At 62.0% G+C, this 16,376-nt stretch carries 25 protein-coding genes and 1 tRNA gene; 9 read left to right on the forward strand and 17 right to left on the reverse strand.

The window, feature by feature from the left end:
• Window positions 1-2: 2 nt before the first annotated feature.
• The gene (locus AB4Z51_RS28210) at window positions 3-1,130 is read right to left on the reverse strand and encodes an isovaleryl-CoA dehydrogenase (protein ID WP_135213850.1); all 1,128 of its coding nucleotides are present in this window, start codon (window positions 1,128-1,130) and stop codon (window positions 3-5) included.
• Between the two features lie 147 nt (window positions 1,131-1,277).
• On the opposite strand from AB4Z51_RS28210, the gene AB4Z51_RS28215 reads away from it, so the two are divergent.
• Window positions 1,278-2,306: an AraC family transcriptional regulator gene (locus AB4Z51_RS28215; protein WP_135213564.1), complete on the forward strand. Its 1,029-nt coding sequence runs from the start codon at window positions 1,278-1,280 to the stop codon at window positions 2,304-2,306.
• Between the two features lie 91 nt (window positions 2,307-2,397).
• Here the strand turns inward: AB4Z51_RS28215 and AB4Z51_RS28220 are convergent, their stop codons facing one another.
• The 3 genes from AB4Z51_RS28220 to AB4Z51_RS28230 form a co-directional block, all read right to left on the reverse strand.
• A complete protein-coding gene (locus AB4Z51_RS28220) occupies window positions 2,398-2,685 on the reverse strand; it encodes a DUF3551 domain-containing protein (protein WP_063983447.1) in 288 nt (95 codons plus the stop codon).
• Between the two features lie 240 nt (window positions 2,686-2,925).
• The gene (locus AB4Z51_RS28225; RefSeq protein ID WP_135213563.1) at window positions 2,926-3,417 is read right to left on the reverse strand and encodes an Lrp/AsnC family transcriptional regulator; all 492 of its coding nucleotides are present in this window, start codon (window positions 3,415-3,417) and stop codon (window positions 2,926-2,928) included.
• Window positions 3,418-3,568: 151 nt separating this feature from the next.
• A complete protein-coding gene (locus AB4Z51_RS28230; protein ID WP_343287524.1) occupies window positions 3,569-4,402 on the reverse strand; it encodes a hypothetical protein in 834 nt (277 codons plus the stop codon).
• Window positions 4,403-4,607: 205 nt separating this feature from the next.
• Here AB4Z51_RS28230 and AB4Z51_RS28235 point away from each other — a divergent pair, with 205 nt between their 5' ends.
• Window positions 4,608-5,204, forward strand: coding sequence for a hypothetical protein (locus AB4Z51_RS28235; protein WP_441498433.1), 597 nt, complete (start codon window positions 4,608-4,610; stop codon window positions 5,202-5,204).
• 778 nt (window positions 5,205-5,982) lie between these two features.
• Here AB4Z51_RS28235 and AB4Z51_RS28240 read toward each other — a convergent pair.
• The 5 genes from AB4Z51_RS28240 to AB4Z51_RS28260 all read right to left on the reverse strand — a co-directional run bounded on the left by AB4Z51_RS28240 (window position 5,983) and on the right by AB4Z51_RS28260 (window position 8,446).
• The gene (locus AB4Z51_RS28240; RefSeq protein ID WP_441498434.1) at window positions 5,983-6,672 is read right to left on the reverse strand and encodes a hypothetical protein; all 690 of its coding nucleotides are present in this window, start codon (window positions 6,670-6,672) and stop codon (window positions 5,983-5,985) included.
• 64 nt (window positions 6,673-6,736) lie between these two features.
• Window positions 6,737-7,585 carry a hypothetical protein gene (locus AB4Z51_RS28245; RefSeq protein WP_441498435.1) on the reverse strand — a complete coding sequence of 283 codons (849 nt, stop codon included), beginning with the start codon at window positions 7,583-7,585 and terminating at the stop codon, window positions 6,737-6,739.
• Window positions 7,582-7,779 carry a hypothetical protein gene (locus AB4Z51_RS28250; protein WP_135213559.1) on the reverse strand — a complete coding sequence of 66 codons (198 nt, stop codon included), beginning with the start codon at window positions 7,777-7,779 and terminating at the stop codon, window positions 7,582-7,584. Before AB4Z51_RS28250 ends, AB4Z51_RS28245 begins: the two co-directional genes overlap by 4 nt.
• On the reverse strand, window positions 7,773-8,009 hold the full coding sequence (locus AB4Z51_RS28255) for a hypothetical protein (protein WP_135213558.1): 237 nt from the start codon (window positions 8,007-8,009) through the stop codon (window positions 7,773-7,775). The genes AB4Z51_RS28250 and AB4Z51_RS28255 overlap by 7 nt, the downstream gene beginning before the upstream one ends.
• Window positions 8,010-8,140: 131 nt before the next feature.
• Window positions 8,141-8,446, reverse strand: a complete 306-nt coding sequence (locus AB4Z51_RS28260) for an ETC complex I subunit (protein ID WP_014495449.1) — start codon at window positions 8,444-8,446, stop codon at window positions 8,141-8,143.
• A 258-nt stretch (window positions 8,447-8,704) separates the two neighbouring features.
• On the opposite strand from AB4Z51_RS28260, the gene AB4Z51_RS28265 reads away from it, so the two are divergent.
• Entirely contained in the window at window positions 8,705-9,886 is a 1,182-nt protein-coding gene (locus tag AB4Z51_RS28265; protein WP_063983449.1) for an OpgC domain-containing protein, read from the forward strand.
• Between the two features lie 65 nt (window positions 9,887-9,951).
• Here the strand turns inward: AB4Z51_RS28265 and AB4Z51_RS28270 are convergent, their stop codons facing one another.
• Complete coding sequence (locus AB4Z51_RS28270; RefSeq protein ID WP_063983450.1) at window positions 9,952-10,143, reverse strand: hypothetical protein; 192 nt, start codon at window positions 10,141-10,143, stop codon at window positions 9,952-9,954.
• A gap of 304 nt (window positions 10,144-10,447) precedes the next feature.
• On the opposite strand from AB4Z51_RS28270, the gene AB4Z51_RS28275 reads away from it, so the two are divergent.
• Both AB4Z51_RS28275 and AB4Z51_RS28280 read left to right on the forward strand, forming a co-directional pair.
• On the forward strand, window positions 10,448-10,615 hold the full coding sequence (locus AB4Z51_RS28275; RefSeq protein WP_166341408.1) for a hypothetical protein: 168 nt from the start codon (window positions 10,448-10,450) through the stop codon (window positions 10,613-10,615).
• 517 nt (window positions 10,616-11,132) lie between these two features.
• A complete protein-coding gene (locus tag AB4Z51_RS28280; RefSeq protein ID WP_441498436.1) occupies window positions 11,133-11,486 on the forward strand; it encodes a hypothetical protein in 354 nt (117 codons plus the stop codon).
• A gap of 20 nt (window positions 11,487-11,506) precedes the next feature.
• On the opposite strand, the gene AB4Z51_RS28285 is transcribed toward AB4Z51_RS28280, so the two are convergent.
• The 4 genes from AB4Z51_RS28285 to AB4Z51_RS28300 all read right to left on the reverse strand — a co-directional run bounded on the left by AB4Z51_RS28285 (window position 11,507) and on the right by AB4Z51_RS28300 (window position 13,874).
• Window positions 11,507-11,583 (reverse strand) — tRNA-Pro (locus tag AB4Z51_RS28285).
• 92 nt (window positions 11,584-11,675) lie between these two features.
• The gene (locus tag AB4Z51_RS28290) at window positions 11,676-12,158 is read right to left on the reverse strand and encodes a DUF192 domain-containing protein (protein ID WP_135213557.1); all 483 of its coding nucleotides are present in this window, start codon (window positions 12,156-12,158) and stop codon (window positions 11,676-11,678) included.
• 122 nt (window positions 12,159-12,280) lie between these two features.
• Window positions 12,281-12,913 carry a cold-shock protein gene (locus tag AB4Z51_RS28295; protein WP_028150990.1) on the reverse strand — a complete coding sequence of 211 codons (633 nt, stop codon included), beginning with the start codon at window positions 12,911-12,913 and terminating at the stop codon, window positions 12,281-12,283.
• Window positions 12,914-13,112: 199 nt separating this feature from the next.
• Window positions 13,113-13,874, reverse strand: a complete 762-nt coding sequence (locus AB4Z51_RS28300; RefSeq protein WP_441498437.1) for an SIR2 family NAD-dependent protein deacylase — start codon at window positions 13,872-13,874, stop codon at window positions 13,113-13,115.
• Window positions 13,875-14,158: 284 nt separating this feature from the next.
• Between AB4Z51_RS28300 and AB4Z51_RS28305 the strand changes: the two genes are divergently transcribed.
• Window positions 14,159-14,323: a hypothetical protein gene (locus AB4Z51_RS28305; protein WP_166096472.1), complete on the forward strand. Its 165-nt coding sequence runs from the start codon at window positions 14,159-14,161 to the stop codon at window positions 14,321-14,323.
• A gap of 69 nt (window positions 14,324-14,392) precedes the next feature.
• Here the strand turns inward: AB4Z51_RS28305 and AB4Z51_RS28310 are convergent, their stop codons facing one another.
• Window positions 14,393-14,665: a hypothetical protein gene (locus AB4Z51_RS28310; protein ID WP_441498438.1), complete on the reverse strand. Its 273-nt coding sequence runs from the start codon at window positions 14,663-14,665 to the stop codon at window positions 14,393-14,395.
• Between the two features lie 260 nt (window positions 14,666-14,925).
• Here AB4Z51_RS28310 and AB4Z51_RS28315 point away from each other — a divergent pair, with 260 nt between their 5' ends.
• Window positions 14,926-15,192, forward strand: coding sequence for a hypothetical protein (locus tag AB4Z51_RS28315; RefSeq protein WP_193560859.1), 267 nt, complete (start codon window positions 14,926-14,928; stop codon window positions 15,190-15,192).
• A gap of 78 nt (window positions 15,193-15,270) precedes the next feature.
• Entirely contained in the window at window positions 15,271-15,396 is a 126-nt protein-coding gene (locus AB4Z51_RS28320; RefSeq protein WP_135213555.1) for a hypothetical protein, read from the forward strand.
• Here AB4Z51_RS28320 and AB4Z51_RS28325 read toward each other — a convergent pair.
• Window positions 15,393-15,590 carry a hypothetical protein gene (locus AB4Z51_RS28325; RefSeq protein ID WP_441498439.1) on the reverse strand — a complete coding sequence of 66 codons (198 nt, stop codon included), beginning with the start codon at window positions 15,588-15,590 and terminating at the stop codon, window positions 15,393-15,395. The genes AB4Z51_RS28320 and AB4Z51_RS28325 overlap by 4 nt on opposite strands.
• Window positions 15,591-15,944: 354 nt before the next feature.
• Window positions 15,945-16,073 (reverse strand): hypothetical protein, encoded by a 129-nt coding sequence (locus AB4Z51_RS28330; protein WP_275552073.1) that lies wholly within the window; start codon window positions 16,071-16,073, stop codon window positions 15,945-15,947.
• Between the two features lie 112 nt (window positions 16,074-16,185).
• Here AB4Z51_RS28330 and AB4Z51_RS28335 point away from each other — a divergent pair.
• On the forward strand, window positions 16,186-16,376 hold a 191-nt coding region (locus tag AB4Z51_RS28335; RefSeq protein ID WP_441498440.1), incomplete at its 3' end, for a hypothetical protein.

Consider the following 16,376-nt stretch of genomic DNA (forward strand, 5'->3'; position numbering starts at 1 on the left):
TTTCAGGCCGTCTCGGACATCAGCTCGCGGCCGATCAGCATGCGACGCACCTCCGAGGTGCCGGCGCCGATCTCGTAGAGTTTTGCGTCGCGCCAGAGACGTCCGACCGGGAATTCGGAGGTGTAGCCGACGCCGCCGAGCGCCTGGATCGCCTCGCCGGCCATCCACGTCGCCTTCTCCGCGGAATAGAGGATCGCGGCGGCCGCATCCTTGCGCAGCGTGCGGGCGTGGTCGGCCCGGTCGCAGGCGCGCCCAACCGCATAGACATAGGCGCGCGCCGACTGCCAGGTCGCGTACATGTCGGCGAGCTTGCCCTGCATCAGCTGGAAATCGCCGATCGGCTGGCCGAACTGTTTTCGTTCATGCATGTAGGGCACCACGGCGTCCATGCAGGCCGCCATGATGCCGAGCGGGCCGCCCGACAGCACCGTGCGCTCGTAATCGAGGCCGGACATCAGCACCTTGACGCCCTCGCCGACCTTGCCGAGCACGTTCTCTTCGGGCACCTCGCACTCGTCGAAGAACAGCGGATAGGTGTTGGAGCCGCGCATGCCGAGCTTGTCGAGATGCTGGCCGTGGGTGAAACCCTTGAAGCCCTTTTCGATCAGGAAGGCGGTCATGCCGCGCGGGCCCGCCTCCGGATCGGTCTTGGCGTAGACGACCAGCACGTCGGCGTCGCCGCCATTGGTGATCCACATCTTCGAGCCGTTGAGGACATAGCGGTCGCCGCGCTTGTCTGCGCGCAGCTTCATCGAGACGACGTCGGAGCCCGCGCCGGGCTCGGACATCGCGAGCGCGCCGACATATTCGCCGGAGATCAGTTTCGGCAGATAGCGCGCGCGCTGCGCGTCGTTGCCGTTGCGGCGGATCTGGTTGACGCAGAGGTTGGAATGGGCGCCGTAGGACAGCCCCACGGCGGCCGAGCCCCGCGAAATCTCCTCCATGGCGACGATATGGGCGAGATAGCCCATGCTGGAGCCGCCATATTGCTCCGGCGCGGTCATGCCGAGCAGGCCGAGGTCGCCAAAGCGCTTCCAGAGGTCGGCCGGGAACAGATTGGCCTTCTCGATCTCGGCGGCGCGCGGGGCGATCTCCGCCTCCACGAAGGCGCGCAGCGTGTCGCGCAGCATGCTGATGTCTTCGCCCAGATCGAAATCGATGCTCGGGATGTTCAAGGCGATTCCTCCGTATTCTTGTCGGGTCCGAACCTACCCCCGCCCGGGCGTCCCAGCGGTCGAAAAGGTTGCATTTTCCGCCAAGTTTGGCGAGGATTTTTCATGCCCTTTCAAGCCGCGACCGCGACGCCCCGCCGCGCCATGACCCCAGCCGCCTTCGTCCGCGGCGTGGTTGCCGCTTATGCCCTTTACGGGCGGGATCCGGCCGAAGCCTTGGGCAAGGGGCAGGTCACCGCGGACCTCGTTCGATCCCGCGACGGACGGGTGACGGCGGCCCAGTTCGAGGCGCTGGCCGGCCATGCCATGCGCGAGCTCGACGACGAAGCGCTCGGCTGGTTCTCGCGCCGGCTGCCTTGGGGAACCTACGGCATGCTGTGCCGCGCCTCGATCACGGCCCCCAATCTCGAAGTCGCGCTAAAACGCTGGTGCCGGCATCATCGCCTGCTGACCGAGGACGTGCTGTTCGAGCTCTCGCTTGGTGATGAGACCGCGACGATCTCCATTCGCGAACAGCGCGACCTCGGCCCCTTGCGTGAATTCTGCCTGGTCACCCTGCTCCGCTATGTCCTCGGCTTTTCCTGCTGGGCCGTCGATTCCGCGATCGCGCTGCGTGCGGCCGAGTTTCCCTATTCCGAGCCGGGCCACGTCTCGGTCTATCCGACGATCTTCTGCAGGCATTTGAGCTTTGATGCGGACGGCGCCCGCATCGTGTTCGACAAACATTATCTCTCTCTGCCGCTGACCCGCAGCCCCGCCGATCTCGACAGCATGCTCAAGGGCGCGCTGCGGCTCACCGTGCTGCCCTACCGGCGCGACCGGCTGCTGGTCGAGCGCGTCCGCCGCGTGCTGCGCAATGCACGCGGGCGCATTCTCGGCGCCGAGGATGTCGCAAGCGAGTTGGCGCTCTCGACCCGCACCATGCACCGGCGCCTGCGCGAGGAAGCGACCTCGCTGCGCGATCTCAAGGAAGAGGCAAAGTTCGAGCTCGCCAAGCAGGAGCTGATGCGCGGCCGCGCCCCCATCAAGCGGATCGCGGAGATCGCCGGCTTCCGCAACGAGAAGAGCTTTTCGCGCGCCTTCCGCACCTGGACCGGCGCTAGCCCGCGCGAATTTCGCGAGCGCTATCGCTGAGGCGCGGCGTCACCTGCTTGTCATAAATTGACGTCCTCCGAGATCACTCTCGGAGGACGCAATCTCTCGGATCAGGTCGCGATCTCAGGCGTTAGTTCTGCGCGCCCTGGCGAGCCTTGGGCTGCTTCGTCTGCTTCGGCTGGAAGGCGAGCGCATCGTTGCTAGTCTTGGCGCCGCCGGCCTGCGAGCACGTGCCGCCGATGCCACCGGCCGCCTGACGGCAGGCTTCCATCGTCGGATAGCCGCAGCCGTGAGCGGCCTGGGCGCCGTTGGTGATGCAATAATCGTCGGCCTTCGCAGCCGGCGCCGACAGAACAAAAAACGCAGACGCAAACAGCGTCGCAGCAGAGGCTGCGATCGTCTTCGAAGTCGATGTCATGATGTCTTTTCCTGCTTAGGGTCCCACAAAAGCATCCCCGGCGTGCGACGCAGACCGAGGTTCACACCCTGCATCTAGGCAGCGCAAAGATGCCGACAATCACGGTTGCGCGCATTGCAGTCCTGCCTAAATCACATGTCACAGTTAGGTGAGTTACTAAGCTATTATAGCTATCCGAATAGACCGCACCGCGCGCAAGCGCCCCCGACTTCGGAACTTCAGTAGCGAGACTTGAACGCCCTATCCGACGGGTGCCGCCACTACATCCTGTAACGGCAGCGGCACATCCTTCGCGACGCCCAGCACCGGAAAGCTGCGGACGTTCTTCACGTCAGGCATCGCGGCGAAATGCAGCAGCTGCTGGCGCATGCTTTCGACGTTCGGCGCGACGCATTTCAGCAGGTAGTCGGTGTCGCCTGAAATCCGCCAGCACTGCTGGATGCGCGGGATCGCGGCAATCGAGCTCTCGAACGCCTCCAGCACCGGCTGGGCCTGGCTCACGAGCTGGATCGAGACGAACGAAACCACCTCATAGCCGAGCAGCCGCTCGTCGATGACGGCGCGAACCGCCCGGATCACGCCGCGGCTGAACAGCAATTTCAGCCGTCGCAGGCAATTGGGCGCGGACACGCCGACGCGCAGCGCCAGCTCGTTGTTGCGCACCCGCCCGTCCTGCTGCAGCTCGGAGAGTATCTTCAGATCGACGCCGTCGAGCTGGTCACGCCCGGCCATACCCCACCCTCGTCATGGTCGTGTCATGCGCAGCAGCGAAGCACGCGGCGGAATTGGTGCCAACCGCCTTAGGCTTCCCCAGGGCTAGAAAAGCGCGGGCGGGAAGCTTGCCTGCGCCCCATCCTTCGAGACTGCCGGCTCCGCCGTGCCCTCAGGATGAGGTCGAGTTTTGCGTCGAGATATCAGGGTGAGGAGCCCGCCAAAGCTGGCGTCTCGACCGGCCGAGCTCGTCCGTCAACCTCCAGCTGTCATCTACGATAGCCCTCGGATTATCCCAGCCATCCACCGCGCCGCCGGTGGTGATCGTAGGCAAAGGGTCGTCAGCCGAGCGCGCCGCGCCCGAATTGTGCTGCGATAGCAGGATTGGTTGAGCAACGCCGATATGTGTCCCGCCGGCGGTGATGGTCGGCAGTGGATCGTTGACGCTCTGCCCGGCCATGTGATTGCGGAGAATGACCAGGAACGGCTCCGGCCAGCCAAATTTTGCGGCACCGGCATAGATGCGCGCGAGCGTCTTCGGCGCGAGAGGCTTCTTGCGGTTGAATATCGACTTGCCGTTGATCGACCAATCGATGATTTCGCGGGCCGGCCGCCACGGCTTGACGCCGGGGATTAGGCGAGGCCCTCGGCCTTCTTGGTGTGGGTCGGCACCGGCCACGAAACGCGCTCCCCGTCGCTGCGCGCCATCAGAATGAAGCGCTGCCACTGGGCTGGCCTCTCCCGCCTGCGAAGGGACCATCGTTTCGGCCCCCTCCGCTGCATGGGGCGCTGTCATCACAGGCGTCCCTGCTGGTATCTGTGCAATGGCATCCGACGACATGGCCGCGCGAATCGCCGCTTCAACCTCGATGGCAGACGCGGCGGCGGGCAACTGCACCACCTTGCCGCCGATGTTGTAGTGCTGGCGGCCCGAGAGCATGACCATGGTCAATGCCTCGATGCCCGGGACGTCGCTCATTCGGTGCTTAAGATCGTGAATGCTCATGCGTGATCATGAGCGCTGATTTGCCTTGCGAAGAGAATGCGTGCGGAACGCAATCTGTGGATGGCGGCATGAGCCATGCACAGATTTGGACCGAGTTCACGCCACCCGCGCACGCCAACCTGAATATCGTTTTGCTTGCATTTTTCCGGACTGGCAACCATACTGAGCCCGATATTTTAGCAATAATCATATTTTGAGCTCAGCCATGTGCGCCCCAAAGACTGGTGCAGCAGCGTTCAAAGAGAAGGTGGACATCATCCAAGGTCTTGTGACCATCGCGGCCATCATTATCGGCGGCATTTGGACTTACAACGTCTTCATTAAAGAGCGGCGCGAGTATCCGCACGCGAACATCGAGCAGAAAATCACTCACCTCGCGCTGTCTGATCAGCAAAATCTGTTACGAGTCGGGCTCGAATTGACCAACACCGGGAGCTCTCTAATGTTGGTCGACATGTCGATAGTTCGAGTCCAGCAAATATTGCCATTGGCGCCTTGCACAAATGAGCCGTGTGCAGCGACACAACTCAAGCAAGCTTCCGCTGGGGTCGATAGGAAGGACGACCGCTTTTCGTGGCCGCTGATAGGTGAGCGAAACGTCTCCTTCAAACCCTCGGCTGAGATCGAACCAGGAGAAAAACAGAGTCTCGATTTTGAATTTGTGACCCCATCCGATGTTAAGGGCGTGCGCGTATACACCTATTTTCGAAACGCCCGGAAATCGCGACCCGGCACGGAAATCGGCTGGGCCACATCGAGCTACTATGATTTTGCGACGGTGAACGACGGAGGCAAGAAATGAAAGCGAATATCTTTGCTTTCCTGCTTTCTTTAGGATTTTTGGACACGATCGCGACTACCGCAATGGCGACTCCGCCTCAGCTTAATCCTGAATTGCGCCCGTCTGAGAAATCCACAGGCACAAATACTCCCAATGACGCGCAATTGCAGATCAAACCGGAGCCAAGGCCCGCGCCCACAACTTCACCTTCCCCGGCTCCCTCGCGCCCACGGATGCTATGTAATGGAGATAACTGTCAGGTCTTGCCAGAGCCGAGGCCACCAGAAAAGAAGAAGGGGAACGACCCAACAAAGAAATAGTGGTATCCAACACGACGCGATAGGCGCAGCCGGCCTCATTCTATGAGCGACGAAATCGCACCGTTCGATGATACTCCAAATAGGCTTGTTGCTCAGGCATAAATGAGCCCGACGTTCGTTACCTGGTCAATTCCCCAACGTCGTAATACATCCCGATCGCCTTTATCCTGGTATCCCAAAAAGAGAAGACGAGATCGCCGGGTCTGACCAAGCGCATGTTGTCATAGAAAGGATTTCGGATGTTTCCCTTGCGCGTCTTTGGTGACCATAAGAAGCCGCCCCGCACCTCGGTCCTGTAGGTCTTTTCTGGTTTACCCACCAATCGCTCACCACACACCTGCTTTCCAACCCGCCGCAAGCACAGCCAAACGCTGTCTTAGCCCTGACGCGGGCCTCTCGCAGCCGAAAATAACACGAAGCTGCATCTGTGGATGAGCGCGCAACTAATGCACAGCTTTCAGAAGCGAGCAGCGTTAGCGTTAGCGTTGGTAGTTGATCATCAACACTTCATCTGACCGAACGAAGGTGGTCGAGCGAGGTGAGTTGTACACCAAGAACCCCCGCTCACCAGCCATCACCACGTAGCCCTTTGTCGCTCCGGATTTCGTCGTAATCGTTGCTAGGGGAGTTCTGCCACCATCAACTCTCCAAAGACGCCACAGTGTCAGATCAACCGCTAGCGCGGTCGAAAGCATCGTGAGGCCCATAAAAACGAAAAATAGCAGCAAGCCCTTGTCAACGGACCGCCTGTTTAACAACCACGCGCCGATAACGACGAGAATCAACGTCAACATGAGAAAGAGGCCCGGCACCTCAACGCCATAAAATGTAAGGGCGTAAAATATCACTAAAAAGGGAAACGCGACATAAACGCCGATCAGCTTGCCAACAAGGTCAAACGTCGATTGAGGACGATACGGCCCCAGAAAATAAACCACATAGGTCATAGATACTGCGGACGAAATTGAGAGTGCAAAGGGTAACGCCTTCGCCGCCGCAACGAGATGGTCGGAGATACTAAAATATTCAAATCCCCCAGTCGGCACTAGGGCGCCGACTTGCCAGGCTAACGCAAGCGCGGTCGTTAGCGTCGGAACAAAGATGGCCCAATCTTTGAAAACAAATCCTTGGCTTAGCTCCGCCGGTTGCCCTTTGCTTTCGACGCCCACATAGCCCTCCCCTGCTCCGCCCGATCCGCACCTTAATTGCGCGCCGCGCCACCTGCAACCAGAGCTATTCGAGGGCATCGTCTAGGCTCATCACCAACTTACGGCCATCCGGCGCGATCCCGTATTGCGCGAGCAGCCCGGGCGAGGCTTCGCAGCTCGCCATTCCAGGCTCTGCGCCCATGCCGCGCGGCCACCGTCCGAGCTTTGCCCAGTGCTCGACGGCGTTCTCAATCGTGAAGCCGTTGGTCGGGCCCATCGACTGCAGAGCCGCGATTGCGGCGTGATCGGACCATCGCTGCTGATTGAGCCACGTCACGGCCTGGGGAATGAACCGCGTGCCGATGTTGCCGCGCGCGCCTTCATCGGTGGCGAGTTTCTTGGCCGCGTCGATCAGCATTTGCGGGTCGAGCCCGGTCTTGACCAGCGAATCGAACCTGGTCTCTGCGGGCTTGCGCGGGTTCGGCCCGTCTCGGCGTGGGTAGGCCTGCCAGAATTCATCGAAGCGAGAAGGCGCGCGCTCCGGTCGGGCTTTGCCCGGCCGAGAGTCTGTCTCTTCCTCTTTCTCTGCCTCTTCCTCTCTCTCTGGCATAGCATCCGGCTTGCGTGGCGCTAGCGGCGCGCTTGCAGGATCATCCGAGATGAAAAGTCCCTTTGCGATCAAAGGGCGCACGGCCGCGTGGAGATCCTCAAGCGACATGCGGAAGCGCCACGCGATGTCGTCGAGCTCGGCTGTGATTTGGCCGTCGTCATACTCGCTCGCGAGAAGCCACAACATCGGCGCTAGCGTTCTGCTAGCAACCGGCAAGCGGTGAAAATCTGCGTTGTCGAGGGTCTTCTTATGCAGCTTGATCCACGGCGGAGAGCGGTCTTTGTAGTGCTGGAATTCGCGCCAGTCCTTCGGTGTCAGCGTCATTGTCCCCGCCCCGCGTAGCAAAGCCTGGGCGTGCCGGTGGCGCCGATCGCCGGCCAGGCGTGATCTTCGATTCCTTCGTAATCTCCGGCGAACCACTTAATCCGGTCAGTCAACGCGATCTTGCACAGGAAGCGCGGGTTATCCGCGAACAGGCCTCGGCGAGTGCTGCCGGAATCGAATTTGGCGGTCAGCAAGAGCGCACCACGCCCGGGCACCGTTGCAGCGCCAGGCGCGCGAACTTCGCTGCTGTGCAGTTCTGCGGGCCATATGGCGGGTTCGTAATGATGACGTCGCAGAAGCGCGGCGGGACGATCGCCGAGCCGTTGAGGAAATCGAAGATGAGCGAGTGCGGCCGACTGCGCCGATACGTGACAATGTCACTGGTGATGACGTCGAAGCCGGCGACGCGAAGCACGTCCGCCATGAGTGGCCGCCGGCTGCTGGCTCCCACACCACAGCGCCGGGCGGGATGTACACGTTCTTTCAAACGCGCCCCCAAAACGTGGATGCCCGGGACAAGCCCGGGCATGACGGCATCTTGGAAGAGAATGCCTCTTAGTGCGTCCAGGGCTCGCCGCGCCGGAACGAGAAATTGTCGGCATAGGCGACCGGGCGGCGGATCGAATCCTGCGGCTCGATCACCTGGTAGGCGATGCCCTTGCGCTCGCAATAAGCGACCGCCTCTTCCTTGCTGTGGAAGCGCAGCGTGATCTGCTGCTTCATGTCGCCGGACGAGGTCCATCCCATCAGCGGCTCGACCGAACGCGGCTGCTCCGGCTCGTAATCCAGCTGCCATTCCTTGGTCTTGGACCGGCCGGATTGCATCGCGTTCTTGGCGGGCTTGAAAATGCGTGCGGTCATGGGTGGTCCGGGCCTCTTGGTCTTTTCGTTCGATTTCGATGCGTCACGGTAGCAGTTGGTGGAAACCGCGGGCATAGTATAGAGACACCTTTTGGGAACTGATCGGTGATTCCGGTCCCCCGGGGGTGCCTTGCCGACGGGTATAGTCATTATGCTGCACCGTGACAATTGCGTACCCGCCTTCCGCGCCGGGATCCCGCCCGGCGGCCCTGTCTCGCCGACACCAGCGTACCCGCCCCCTCCGAAAGCTTCCGTCGCATGGCCTTCCTGAACATCAACGCCACGCTTCCCGAAAAGGGCCGTGACCTCAGGCTCGACCTGTTTCGCGGCATCGCGAACTGGGCGATCTTCCTCGACCATATCCCCGACAACGTGGTGAACTGGATCACCACGCGCAACTACGGCTTTTCCGACGCCGCCGACCTGTTCGTCTTCATCTCAGGCTACACCGCTTCCTTCGTCTATGCGCGAATGATGCTCGAGCGCGGCTTCATCGTCGGCGCCACGAGGTTAACCAAGCGGGTCTGGCAGCTCTACGTCGCCCACATCATCCTGTTCGTGATCTACATCGCCTCGATCAGCTATCTGGCGCTGCGGTTCGGCGATTCCGACATGATCAACGAGTTCAACGTCGCCGGCCTCGTCGACAACGCCACCGAGACGCTGCGCCAGGGCCTGTTCCTGCGCTTCAAGCCGCTCAATCTCGACGTGCTGCCGCTCTACATCGTGCTGATGGGGCTGTTTCCGCCGGTGCTGTGGTTCATGTTGCGCAAGCCCGACCTGACGATGGCGCTGTCCATCGTGCTGTGGCTCGCCGCCCGCCATTACGGCCTGAACCTGACCGCCTATCCGGCCGGCCAGTGGTACTTCAATCCGTATGCCTGGCAGGTGCTGTTCGTGTTCGGCGCCTGGTGCGCTATGGGCGGCGCCCGGCGTTCGGGAGCCGTGATCAATTCGCCGATCACGCTGTGGCTTTGCCTCGGCTATCTCGCCTTCGCGCTGGTCATGACCATGGCCGGCCGCTTCCCCACCCTCGGCGGCATGTTCCCGGGATGGCTGTTCTCGGCCTTCAACCCCAACGACAAGACCAACCTTGCGCCCTACCGCTTCCTCCATTTCGTCGTGATCGTGATCCTGGTGATCCGCTTCGTGCCGAAGGACTGGCCCGGCCTGGAGTGGAAGGTGTTCGATCCCTTGATCGTCTGCGGCCAGCAGTCGCTCGCCGTATTCTGCGTCGGCGTGTTCCTGTCCTTCGTCGGCCATTTCGAGCTGTCGATGAGCTCGGGCTCGCTGTTCGCGCAGATCTTCGTCAGCATCGCCGGCATCGCGATCATGACGACGGTGGCCTATTACATTTCCTGGTCGAAAAAGCAGGACAAGCCGTTGAAGCCGCCGCCGCCCAAGCCTGCGGCGGCCGCCTCGCCCGCAAAGGCCGCCTAGAGCCGTTTCCGTTCCGATGAAATCGGAACGGGGCGCCAGATTCCAGTTGCGGCAGCGGAGCCGGCTCAGGCCGCCTCGGTGTCGTACTCGGTGAATTTCTTGTAGATCCAGTCGCGGCCGTCGTGGCGGCGCCAGACCTTTCCATAGACGAGCTGCCCGTTGATCGAGCGGCGCGGCACGATCACGGTCCAGAGGTGCCAGATCTCGGTCCAGCTCGACTGCGGATGGACGGTTCGGACGTTGCGATCGAAAGACATGACGCAAAACTCACAAGATATGAGCGCCGCGACGAACTGTGACCTGTGTGACCATCGATTGCAGGCAGCCCATCGCGAGCCTTGCCGACCTGATATCAGCCAGGAATGCGGCCGCAACAACCACTCGGCCTTAACCTAACCGGTCAACCTTACCCCTCGTGGGTACCCGCCAAGACCCGTTGAAAGCCGGCGCCGATCTTTCTATGATGCGTGCACAATTTGAGAATGAGCGCGCCGTTTTGGACGCGTGGCAATTGCGAACTGATTTTCATTTTTCAAATGACTTGCTGACTGGGGCACCACAATGAATATGCAATGTGGACGTTTGCGCCTGGCGGTGTGCTCGGTGCCGCCTGCGCCGCGCATCAAGACAGTCAAGACATCCGTCTCTGAACCGCCGAAGGCGGCCAACGACAATCATCTGGCGTGGCCGTTCCTGCCGTTTCCGCTCGGCTGGTACGCGACGAACTGATCCCCGGAATAGCGCGACGCCGCTCAAGCGGAATATCATCGCTTGGCGGCGTCCGTTTAGGCATTGGGCGCTGAAATCCCCAATGCCTATATGTCTAGGGCGACAGCCAAAGGTTCGAAGCAATTTTGCGAATTCTGCGGCGGGCCGGCCGGCGCAATGCCTTGAAAAATCGCGCAGAAGTGGCGTTGAGTGAAGAACAAGCGCCAAGGCTTCAGGCAAGGATTCAAGCAAGGTTCGCGCGCGCTTCAGGTCGCCATAGGCTCGCCTGCCCATCCCCCGCAATCGCGCTCGCTCAGATGCGCGACGGGCTCTGCGCACCGGCGCTGAGCGTGCCCTGCGCGTTGTAGGTCTGTCGCTGCGGCGTGCAGTTCCCGCCTCTGCGGTCGCAACCAATCACCGCGCCATGAGTTGCAGGTTCTTCCCGTCTGTCCGGGGAAGCCGCGTGGATGCGATCCATGCCCGCGCGATGTACGGACGGTCATCTCGTCTCACGACCGTGTGAGCTGGAGCGCGGCCGGTGAATTTTCACGAGCGAGCAGAGACCAACGAACAGCAGGCCGCAAGCCAAGGGGATGCAGTGAGTCAAATCGATACGACCGAGAAGCTCTCGGGCACGCCGGAGACTGAAAGTTCGCTATTCGCACTGTGCGGGCTTGGCGTCGCCGGGATCGCAATGCTGGGCTGGATCTGCGCCCTCGCCTGGATCGCCTGGCGCGCCTGGTCGATTGGCTGTTGTTCTGAAATTGAAACGCCGCCGGCACGTCGACGCACGCAAAAGTTGCAGCGGACGCAATTTCGCGGGGATCGCCCTGCTGACCTGACGATCGGCAGCGGCAACGGGATGAGCGCGGCGCAATATCGAGAGAATTGAAGGAGCTTCAACCTCGGGACTGGTCGGGGCAGCTGGATTCGAACCAACGACCTGCAGTACCCAAAACTGCCGCGCTACCAGGCTGCGCTATACCCCGAATGTCCGGCGAGCCCCGTCGATACACGCTTCCCAAAGCGCCATCAAGCTTTCAAGCCGCCAGCAAGGCGGCAATAACCCCGCCGGGTCTCCCTACTTGGTGCCGAACAGCGGGTGGCCGACGCGGTCGCCGGGACGGATGCCGTATTTCTGCGCCGTTCCCGCCACCACCTCCAGCACGGCCCGCGCGGGCCCCTGGGACGAGATGATCTTGGTCGACAGCGGCTCGGTGTTTTCGACGATGCGCAGGATGCGACCGTCGGCGCGGATGAAGATCATGTCGAGCGAGACGTAGGTGTTCTTCATCCACATCGACACTTCCTGCTCGGGCTTGAAGTCGAACAGCATGCCTTTGCCGTCGGCCAGTTCCTTGCGGTACATCAGCCCGGTCTGCTTCTCCTCCTCGGTCGTCGCCATTTCCACCGAGAACACCTGCACGCCGTTCCTGGTGACGATCTCGAGCGGCTGGAAGCTGGCGGCGCGCACCGGCGCGCTCCCGACGGCACAGCCGACGACGAGGATGGCGGCCAGCCAGCCCCTCGCAATGGACCAGACGGCCTTTCGGTCAAAATTCATGGGACGGTACTCAAGGGGCGTGGGACTGGACCAGTCCTTACGCGGCGATCGTGACAAAAGCCAGAGGCGCGCCGGACGGCCTGCGCGCCTCTTGTCACGATTGCGGGAGTTGGCGATCGCCGCTAGTGCGACTGCAATCCCGGCGATCCGGTCTCGGGATGGATCTCGGCCGCCATCATGCCCTTGGAGCCGGGCCCGAAGCGGACCAGGACGTATTGGCCGGGCCTGAGCTCGGTCATGCCGAAGCGGCGCAGCGTCTCCATGTGCACGAAGATGTCGGGCGTGCCCTCGCCGCAGGTCAGGAAGCCGAAGCCGCGCAGGCGGTTGAACCATTTGACCTGGGCCCGCTCCAGTCCGCTGGTCGCGGTGACCGTGACGTGGGTGCGCGGCGGCAGCATCTGCGCCGGATGGATCGCGGTCGACTCGTCCATCGAGACCACGCGGAAGGCCTGGTAGCCCTTGGCGCGCTGGATGCACTCGACGACGATGCGGGCGCCCTCATAGGCGGTCTGGAAGCCGTCGCGCCTGAGCACGGTGACGTGCAGCAGCACGTCCGGCCAGCCATTGTCGGGAACGATGAAGCCGTAGCCCTTTGAAGCGTCGAACCATTTGATGACGCCGTGGACCTCGACGAGGTTGGCACTGCCTTCACCAAGTCCGCTGAACGGGCTTAGCGCGTTATCGCGACCGCCGCCGTGCTCGCCCACAGCGGGAACTCCGATCTTCTTGGACTCAAATCCGTCCGACGACCCCATAACCCCGGACCCCACACTGCCCATTGCAACCCGCCTCAGCGGCGGCGTCGAATCACGCGTCTTAAGAGAATGTTCTCAATTCGACGCGATGCGAATCTTTCGACTCAAAAGATAACACTCCCGGTTGCGGCGCATAGATAAAAAAATGATTCGCCGGAACCTATGAACAGCTTGCACAGCCGCGAATCAAATTGATGCCTCAATTTGCGACAAAGGGCCCGAGAGTCTCGCCGATGTCGTGGCGGATAACGAGGTCGGCGATGTCGTCCTGATCGGTCGGCTCGCGATTGATGATCACCAGACGTGCACCGGCGTTCTTCGCCATCATCGGAAAGCCCGCCGCCGGCCACACCACGAGCGAGGAGCCGATCGCGATGAAGAGGTCGCAGGCTTGCGACAGCGCGGTCGCGCGCTGCATTTCGTCGTCGGGCATCATCTGGCCGAACGAGATCGTCGCGGTCTTCACCGGCTCGTCGCACGCGGTGCAGTTGGGTGCGCCGCCATCATCGTCGAAGCGGCGCTTCACCCAGTCAAGCTGATAGGCCTGCCCGCATCCGATGCAGCGCGCATAGGTGGTATTGCCGTGAAGCTCGATGACATGCTCGGCGGCAAAGCCCGAAGCCTGGTGCAGATTGTCGATGTTCTGGGTGATGACGGCGGGAACCTTGCCGGCGCGGTAGAGCGAGGCGAGCGCGCGATGGCCGCGGCCGGGCCTGGCCGCGGCAAAGACCGCTTCCATCGCAAAGCGGCGGCGCCAGGATTCGTCGCGAGCTTCCTGGCTGGCGACGAATTCGTCGAACGGGATCGGACGGTTGCGCGTCCAAATTCCCCCCGGTGAGCGGAAGTCCGGGATGCCGCATTCGGTGGAGATGCAGGCGCCCGTGAACGGCACGATGGTCCTCGACTCGGCGATCATGTCGCCGAGTCGCTCGACGCCGCTGCGGAGATCCGATGCAATCACTCGCGGCCTCCCGTGTTGGCCTTGCGCTGGCCGCACCATGCGCAAGCGACAAGATCGTTGACGCTGTTATCCACTGCCGCGTGAGAATCGCGCAAGCGCGGTCGGCAATTTTTTCCGACCTTCGCTTATCACAATCCTGCAATGCCTCCTCCCCATTGACGCCCCAATCAGAAGCGCCAATGCATGTGTTAACGCGACTCAACGTGATTGCGGCGGCAGTGCGTGAGTTCGGCCGTGCACACATATTGGAGTGCACAGATACTGACGTGTAGAGGGGATTTGACATGACCGAAGACGAACAACGCAAAATCCGCGAACGCGAAGAGATCGCCGCCCGTGTCGCCGCCTTCCGTGCCACCCAGGAAAGATTCCAGCGCGAGCGCGAAGAGTATTTCGTGTCGACGCTCGACAATGCGCGCAAGGTGGAGCGGCCCTCGCTCTGGCCATAAAGGCACCTCCGATCGCCACGCATGAAAAAAGCCCGGAGCATCGCTCCGGGCTTTTCACTTGGTCAGCCGTTACCAGTGGCGGTAGTAGTGGCGCCGGGGGTAGTACGGTCCATCGCCGTAATAGGCATACGGGCCGGGGCTGTAATAGGCGGGCCCGCCATAATAGCCGTAGCCGTACGGATGGGACGCAGCGATCGCGCCCGCGGTGATCGCGCCGGCGGCGAGGCCGAATGCGAGGCCCGGGCCAATGCCGCGACCGCGCGCCTCTGCAGGCGCAGGCGCCGCGACCGCGGTCACGCCGACGGCCGCAACGGTGGCCAGAACTGCCAGTGTCTTCTTCATGACTCTCCTCCTTCGCGTCTTGCGGGGACAACGTCGCCGGCCCGCGATGGTTGCGCGTGAGGCGTGGAACCCGGGCGGCAGAAAAATATCGGCACGAGCGGAACGAAAGCCGGTTCGGCGGATTGCATCTGCGAGTGCGGAAGCCTCCGCTATCCGGTTGAGGCGACAGCACGATGCCCCGTCAGCATCTCCGCGATGCTGGCGGGGTTTTTGGTTTCACGGAAAGAAGTTTCACGGACAGAAAAGGGCGGCAGACATCAATGGCTGCCAACGGGATGGATGCCGAGGAGGACACATTGCCGCTATCCGCTTTGCTGGGGCGCATCCGCAGACTCGTTCCCAAATCGCGCGACCAGCATTACGACGAGATCGTCCGCAACTTCGGTGTCGGCGCGCTGCGCCGACCGCCGACGCCGATGAGCGACGGCGAGCTGGCGCGGGCCATCGCCGAGTTCCTCAAGGAGCAGCCCTCGAGCGCGTCCGTTGCGACCCTCGGCCGGCGGCTGGACCCCTCCTCTCCGCTGTAAGCGGGTTTGTTTCTGGCGAGCACGGAACAAAGGTTTCCCGCGCACGTTGAGTCCCCTTCACGCAAGAAGGGACCCGCCATGCCCGCGTGGCTTGAAGTTCTGCTCAACCTGTCCGGCTATGCCGGCTTCGTCGCGCTTGCGCGCCGCGGCACCGCGTGCCCGGACCATTCCGCCGACGACCGCATCTACGGTGACGAGCGCTAATTGGTGTGGGGCGCCTGGCCTGCCGTGCGCACCAGCCGGTCGGCCTTGACCGCGACGCGCGTGTCCTCGAGCTGCGGCCGCAGCGAGAAGCTGATCACCACGAAGGCGAGGCAGAACAGCAAGCCGACGACGGCGACGCGCCGGTAGGTGTGCCGGTCGCCCTGAAAGAAGGATGGTTCTGAAAAAGGTGTCATGCAAACTTGCTTCTGGGCAAAGTCGTTTCTTGTCCTTGCCAGACACCTATCCCAAACAGCGGCAAGCGCAACGCGATTGGGGTTTTAACCTAACCGAATAGGGTTATCGGCTTTCCCGCAAATTTTCGTTAGGAGTTTGCGCAAGCCTCGAGATCCCGGCGCGCCGCTTCAGACAACGTCCGCACCAAAACTCGTAAACGCTCCGGCGGAGCCGCGGGTACGGCTTTGTTCCAGCTTCGCCTGCATTTCGTTCTCGAAGAACGAATCGGAATCGAAAAAATCGGCGCGGAGCAACTCTTAACAAGTGGTGCGGATCGTCGCGAAAGCGAACGTGCGATCGCAGCGAAGGCACCATCACTCCATGTCGTCTCGCTTCAGTGGCTGCGGCACCTGCGGCACCGAGGGCCTGCCTTTGCGCAGCCGCTTGTGCCTGTCGGACCAGAACACCTTGACGATCTCGGCGAGAAACCAGCACGCATCCATGTCGCTCTCCTTCGCCTCATTCCGTAACGAGGACACGAGGGCGGGGCCGTGCGAAGCATCACGCTCACGCGCGGCGAGAAGGACTGTCCCGCATCGACACAGAAGGCACGCCTTGTTCTGCATCCGACTCCATTTCGTTCGCAAAGAACGAATCGGAGTCGAGCAAATCAGCGCGGCGCGACTCCTAACGATCGATGAAGGCGCGCGCCGTCACGGCTTCATCGGCAAGATTTTCATCGGCAGACGAGATCGCGCTGACTGGGTCGCCGTCGTGGCCCGCCGGCGCGCCTCACGCCGCTCGCT

The sequence above is a fragment of the Bradyrhizobium sp. 2TAF36 genome, from assembly GCF_052114925.1.
Taxonomy (GTDB): Bacteria; Pseudomonadota; Alphaproteobacteria; order Rhizobiales; family Xanthobacteraceae; genus Bradyrhizobium; species Bradyrhizobium barranii.

Coding starts and splice junctions, on each gene's coding strand:
- AB4Z51_RS28210 (WP_135213850.1), bottom strand. CDS start 1,130: ATGCTGCGCGACACGCTGCGCGCCTTCGTGGAGGCGGAGATCGCCCCG.
- AB4Z51_RS28215 (WP_135213564.1), top strand. CDS start 1,278: ATGCCCTTTCAAGCCGCGACCGCGACGCCCCGCCGCGCCATGACCCCA.
- AB4Z51_RS28220 (WP_063983447.1), bottom strand. CDS start 2,685: ATGACATCGACTTCGAAGACGATCGCAGCCTCTGCTGCGACGCTGTTT.
- AB4Z51_RS28225 (WP_135213563.1), bottom strand. CDS start 3,417: ATGGCCGGGCGTGACCAGCTCGACGGCGTCGATCTGAAGATACTCTCC.
- AB4Z51_RS28230 (WP_343287524.1), bottom strand. CDS start 4,402: ATGAGCATTCACGATCTTAAGCACCGAATGAGCGACGTCCCGGGCATC.
- AB4Z51_RS28235 (WP_441498433.1), top strand. CDS start 4,608: ATGTGCGCCCCAAAGACTGGTGCAGCAGCGTTCAAAGAGAAGGTGGAC.
- AB4Z51_RS28245 (WP_441498435.1), bottom strand. CDS start 7,585: ATGACGCTGACACCGAAGGACTGGCGCGAATTCCAGCACTACAAAGAC.
- AB4Z51_RS28255 (WP_135213558.1), bottom strand. CDS start 8,009: ATGGCGGACGTGCTTCGCGTCGCCGGCTTCGACGTCATCACCAGTGAC.
- AB4Z51_RS28260 (WP_014495449.1), bottom strand. CDS start 8,446: ATGACCGCACGCATTTTCAAGCCCGCCAAGAACGCGATGCAATCCGGC.
- AB4Z51_RS28265 (WP_063983449.1), top strand. CDS start 8,705: ATGGCCTTCCTGAACATCAACGCCACGCTTCCCGAAAAGGGCCGTGAC.
- AB4Z51_RS28270 (WP_063983450.1), bottom strand. CDS start 10,143: ATGTCTTTCGATCGCAACGTCCGAACCGTCCATCCGCAGTCGAGCTGG.
- AB4Z51_RS28275 (WP_166341408.1), top strand. CDS start 10,448: ATGAATATGCAATGTGGACGTTTGCGCCTGGCGGTGTGCTCGGTGCCG.
- AB4Z51_RS28290 (WP_135213557.1), bottom strand. CDS start 12,158: ATGAATTTTGACCGAAAGGCCGTCTGGTCCATTGCGAGGGGCTGGCTG.
- AB4Z51_RS28295 (WP_028150990.1), bottom strand. CDS start 12,913: ATGGGGTCGTCGGACGGATTTGAGTCCAAGAAGATCGGAGTTCCCGCT.
- AB4Z51_RS28305 (WP_166096472.1), top strand. CDS start 14,159: ATGACCGAAGACGAACAACGCAAAATCCGCGAACGCGAAGAGATCGCC.
- AB4Z51_RS28310 (WP_441498438.1), bottom strand. CDS start 14,665: ATGAAGAAGACACTGGCAGTTCTGGCCACCGTTGCGGCCGTCGGCGTG.
- AB4Z51_RS28315 (WP_193560859.1), top strand. CDS start 14,926: ATGGCTGCCAACGGGATGGATGCCGAGGAGGACACATTGCCGCTATCC.
- AB4Z51_RS28320 (WP_135213555.1), top strand. CDS start 15,271: ATGCCCGCGTGGCTTGAAGTTCTGCTCAACCTGTCCGGCTATGCCGGC.
- AB4Z51_RS28325 (WP_441498439.1), bottom strand. CDS start 15,590: ATGACACCTTTTTCAGAACCATCCTTCTTTCAGGGCGACCGGCACACC.
- AB4Z51_RS28330 (WP_275552073.1), bottom strand. CDS start 16,073: ATGGATGCGTGCTGGTTTCTCGCCGAGATCGTCAAGGTGTTCTGGTCC.